We start from the raw sequence: 5,667 nt of genomic DNA on the forward strand, positions 1-5,667 counted from the left end.
AGGCACCCCGTCCCCGGTGCGCGGCCGCTTCTCGACCGGCCCCGCCGATCCTTCCGGCCCGGCTCGCCGTTTGCCGCTGTCGGTCATCTCCCGCTGTTTCTTGAATTCGTCGAACCACTCGTTCGACATGTTCGTGTCGATGAGCCGGTGGGCGTATCCGGACCGGTCGGCCAACGGCGCCTTGACCGCGGCGAAGACACTCGTGACGACGTTCGACTCCTCCAGCCGGAAGAATCGGCCGACCCGCAGGGCGACCTCCGTCCCAGGGGAGAGATCCACCTCCCGCCCGTCCAACGTCTTGCCCGAGTTGTCCCCACCCAGCGCGAGCGGCAGCGGGTCGGGCGTCCGCTTGTCCTCCTGCATCACGAGATCGATGGACACTTCGTCGAGAAGCGGCGGCGGCTCGGTTGATTCCCACAGCGCCAGCGTGCGCAGCCACTCGATGTCGTAAGCGGTGGGCGCCGGCGAGGACAACTCCAGGTACAGGGGCGCACCGGTGCCGTTCCTTTCGGCCGGTGCTTCCAGGACCGCCAGGGGTAGACCATCCATGCCGTACCCGAGCCGGAAACGCCCCTCCTTCAACTCCGCGGCGATGACCGGCGGAAGCCCGTCAGCCACCTCGACCGGTGGAATCGTGACTCTCTGGCCGCCGAAGGTGATGTTGTTAAATACTCCGCTTTCGCTCACCGGCACCGTGATGTGGTAGAGATTGCCGAACTTCCACCGATCGGCGGTCTCCCACACCGGGCCGGCTGCCATGCTCCGCAGTTCGGCCAGCTCGCTGTCGGTGAACCTGCGGGCGAACTCCTGATAGACGAACCTCACGGTGCCGTCGGGCGCGGTGTACGGGATTCTGGCGATAGCGCTACTGACACCTTCGCCATCAACCTTTCCGACAACGACAGCGACCCTGTCGCCCGCGACGGCGACCCGACCGACATATTGGAGGAACACGTCGTTGTCGCCAACCCGGAACCGAAGATATGGGCGACCCCCGATGTCCTCGACGGGGACGGGGACGGTGAATGGGTCTTGCATGTTCCAACGGTTCTCGTCTTCCCACTTGCTGTCCTCGCGGAGGGCGTCGACGTATCGGCGGTGCTCTTCGAGTACCCCGATGTGCCGGCGGGGGGAGCTGGGGCGTTGACGGACGGCCGCGAGGTTCCGATCGAATGTGTCCCGCAGAAGCGACCAGTGGCGGTTCGTCGTGTTCTGTTCCGCCGCGTCGACTTCGGTTTTCAGCACATCGAGCGCCTCGTCGAACACGGCATCCAGTCGGCGCAGTTCGGTGAGGGCTGTCGGTGACGGGAAACCCTCGACGATGCGGGCATCGTGTGGGTCACGAGGCTGGCCGAGGTGGTAGGCGCCGTTCAAGAAGACGACTGGTTGCGGTTTGGCGCCGTCATCGGACGGCGGACCGATGACGTGCGGGGCACCGAACGGGTGGTGGACCTCCATCGGCAGACCCAACCCCCAGGCCACGATGTGGGGAACCACATGCACAACGTCGGGATAGCCGGGCTGGCGGTGTACGAGTTTGTTGAGCAGGTGCCGGTGCAGGGTCTCCCGTCGCTGCTCGGACATGTTCTCCGGATAAGGGAGAAATGCTCTGAACATCGACTGCTCACCCCGGCGGAGGTCGACGTCCAGGTGGCGGGCCACCAGCACGCCCAGTTCAGCCACGGTGGTGACGCCCGCCTGCGCCAACAGATCCCCATGGGCTTTCAACACCGTCCCGTAGAAGACGTCGAGCGGCCCCGCGTCGCCCTCCGCGCGATCGATGTGGAAAACCGCATGCGCCCACTGCTCGAATGCCGCCAACTCGCTGCGGGTTTCCCCGGCCGACAACTGCCCGATCGCCGACTCAACTTTCGACCACCGGGCCTCCGCCGCCCTTTCCATCAGCTTGGTCAGATCCGCCGCCGTGGGTCTGGTGGCGAACTCCTGGTACATGAAGCTCTCGGTTCCGTCGGGCGCGGTGTACGGGACTCTGGCCTCAGCGAGGCCCTCTTCGCCGTCCATCCAGAAATCGACAGCGATCCTGTCGCCCAGGATGGAGATGGGGTTGAAATTGGGGAGACGCAGGCTCTTGCCGCCCACCTCCATCATCAACAATGTATTCTGTTTATATTGGACCCGGACGGTGGGGTAATGGGTGAACCGACCAGTCTGAGGCCTTCGGCTCTTGTCTTTCCAGCCGCTGGTCCGGCGGATGTAATAGAGGTACCGACGGTGTTCTGTCAGGATGTCGGCCTGGCGTTGGGGCGATTCGGGGCGTTGACGGATGACCGCGAGCTTACGCTGGAACGCTTCCCGAAGGGCGGGCCAGTGTCTGTTGGCCGGACGAGGGTCCTGTTCCGCCTCGTTGATTTGCTCCTGCAGCAGACCAAGTGCCTGGTCGAACAGTCCATCCAGTCGCTGCTTCTCGTCGTCCGATATTGACGTCCGCTCGGGACCCTCGGCGAGGCGGCCAGCGCGTTCGGCATCGGCTGGTAGCTGGCCGAGGTAGAAGGCGCCATCGTAGAAGACGACCGGATACGGGTCGGCACCAGCATCGGACTCCGGGCCGATGTCGTACGGGGCGCCGAACGGTTGGTAGATGCGCAGCTGGGGCAACTTCCGGGCCAGGATACGGACAACCACAGGCGCGACGTCGTAATCGCCGTTCTGGTGGTTCGCGACCTTGTCGATCCAGTTCCGGTGCAGGTCCTCTCGCCGCTGCTCGGACATGACCTCCGGATACGGAAACAACTCCCTGAACTCCGACGCGTCACCCAGACGGAGCTCGGCGGCCAGGCTGCTGGCCGCCCACCCGTGCAGTCCGTTCGGGATGCGGTCGAGCTTCAAGTCCGCCAACTGCTGGCTGAAGGTGCGCGTCACCGAGTCGTAGAAGTTTGGCTTCGGTCCGCCCTTCGCGAGATCGATTCCGAACACGTCGCGCGTCCACCGCACGAAATTCTGCTCGTCGCGTTTGCCCACGGCCGACAACTGTCTGATCGCCGATTCCACTGTCCGCGACGAGTTAGGCGCTACACCGCCGGACCCACCGACCGCCGGCGCCCCACCCGGCCCCTGGCCTGTCCGCACCCCCGCCTGCCGGGCACCGCCGGACCCACCGACCGCCGGCGCCCCACCCGACCCCTGGCCTGTCAGCACCCCCGCCTGCCGGGCACCTCTGGACCCACCAACCGCCGGCGCCCCACCCGGCCCCGGGCCTGTCAGCACCCCCGCCTGCCCCGAGACCGCCAGGGCCTCGACGATCTTGCGTTTCAGGTCGTCGAAGTCCTTGTTGTCCACACCCGTGTCGACAAGCCGGTAGACGTGTCCGGACTTGTCGACCAACGGCGCCTTGACCACGGCGGGAATGGTGCCGGCGACATCCGCTCCGACCGGCTCCTGCCACTTCCCCACCCACAGGGTGACCAACGTCCCCGGGGAGAGATCCACCTCCGCCCCGTCCAACGTCTTGGCCCGACCACGACCGCCGACCGCAATAGACAGCGGACCGGGCGTCCACGTCCCCTGCCGCAACACGACATCGAAAGACATCTTCTCGGAAAGATCCCACCGATCCGCCGGTTCCCACAACGCTCTCTTGCGCCGCGATTCGATGTCATACCGGGTGATGGTAGGTTTGGAAATTTCCAGGTACAGGGGCTGCCCTTTGACGTTCTTCCTGGCCGATGCTTCCACGACCGCAGTGGGTCGGCCGCCGTCCCTGGCATACCCGAATAGAAGCCGAACCTTCTTCAACTCCCTGACGACAACGGGCGGAAGTCCGCCGACCACCGGGAAGTTCCGGATTCTCGTCGGCAGGGCTTTCGAGCCGCCTTCGGCTCTACCGAGGTTGACGCCCAGTCTCCCTTTCTCCTGCACGGACGTCGTCCTGTAGTAGAAGTCGCTCAACAGTTGCGGGCGGTCAACGTGCCACACCTTGTCGGGCACCTTGCTCCTCAGCTCGGCCAGCTCCACGCCAGTGAACCTGCGGCTGATTTCTTGGTGGGCCTCACTTTTGGTGCCGTCGGGTGCGGTGTACTCGATTACAGCAATACCGGTGCCCACTCCGTCGGCCGTTCCGATATGGACAGCAATCATATCGCCCGAGATAGCCATCTGATCGATATTAGCGAGGATCACCCACTTCCCGGTCCCGGCCCCGGCATGCCGACCGCGGCCCGCCTCGCCCAACCATGCGCGCAAATATATTTTGCTCCTCCCGCCGTAATACGTGGCGGGCAGGAGGAGGGTGAACTGGTCGTCCAGGTTCCGCCGGTTCCCGGACTCCCATTTGCTGACTCGGGCAAGTCTGCGAAGGTAGTGGAGGTGTTCGGCGAGTTCCCGGGCCTTTTTGCGGTAGGGGAAGTCGGGTTGTTTACGGATGACCGCGAGCCTGCGCTGGAAGGTTTCCTGCAGGATGGGCAAGTGCCCGGCGTTGGTCGGATGGGGGTTCTCCTCCGCCGCCTCGATTCTCTCTTGCAGCAGATCGCGTGCTTCGTCGAACAGCCGATCGAGTCGCTGCTGCTCGTCGTCCGATATTGACGTCCGCTCGGGACCCTCGGCGAGGCGGCCAGCGAGTGCGGCATCGGCTGGGTCAGGTAGCTGGCCGAGGTAGAAGGCCCCATCGTAGAAGACAACCGGATACCGGATGGCACCAGCACCGGGCTCCGGGCCGATATCGTCCGGGGCACCGAACCGATGGTGGATCCGCATCGACAGGGGCAACCTCGAAGCGATGATGTAAGGAACCACATGCGCAATGTCGTAATCGCCGGCCAGGCCGTGCGCGATCTTGTTAAGCCATTGCCGGTGCAGGTCCTCCCGTCGCTGCTCGGACATGACCTCCGGATACGGAAGCAACTTCCGGAACTCCGACGCCTCACCCAGGCTAAGGTCAGCGGCCAACTGGCGGGCCACCCACGCGCGCAGTCCAGCACTGCTGCGCTCGACCCCCGCGGCCTCCAACTCCCTCCCGAAGCGACGCACCACCGCGTTGTAGAAGTCGCTCGACCTCGGCGTGTGCCCCGCGAGATCGACCCCGAGCACCTCGCGCGTCCACCGCACGAACTCCGCCGCATCATCGCGGGTCCCATCCACCCCACCACGGCGTTCCACGGCCGACAACTGCGCGACCGCCGAAGCCACGGTCCGCTTCCAGTCCTGCCGGGCGCCGCTGGACCCACCGACCGCCGGCGCCCCACCCGGCCCCGGGTCCGGCCCGATTGGTGCGGGGTTCTCCGGCAGGGGCGCGAGATCAAGCTCCGATTCCACCTGGTCCCACGCTGCCAGCAGCCGCAAGGCCTCGTCCGTGTCGGCATCCGCCAGCCAATCGAAGTCAGCCACCGATGCCAGCGGATCCTCCCCCGCCAGCAGATCCGAGGGGCCGACCGGGCCGGCACCCCCCTGCGGCTCCCAGTCCATGTCGAACGTCGGTGAATCCACCCCCGCCAGCAGATCCGAGGGGTCGACCGGGCCGGCACCCCCCTCCGACTCCCAGTCCATGTCGGACGTAGCCGAATCCACCCCTGCCAGCAGATCCGACTCGACCGAGTCGGCATCCCCCTGCGGCTCCCATCTCTCATCGAGCGTCGGTGTATTCATTCGAAACACACCCATTTCATCCAGTTCCGTTTCCAGATCCGGGTCCGCTACGGATGCCTGGGCACTAGA

The 5,667-nt window shown here is 65.4% G+C and carries 1 pseudogene; it reads right to left on the reverse strand.

From position 1 onward, the window contains the following. Window positions 1-5,598, reverse strand: a pseudogene (locus ACY34I_RS40035) (hypothetical protein); the annotation flags it as partial. Window positions 5,599-5,667: the final 69 nt, after the last annotated feature.

Source organism: Micromonospora sp. RTBAU3-60 (assembly GCF_054963695.1).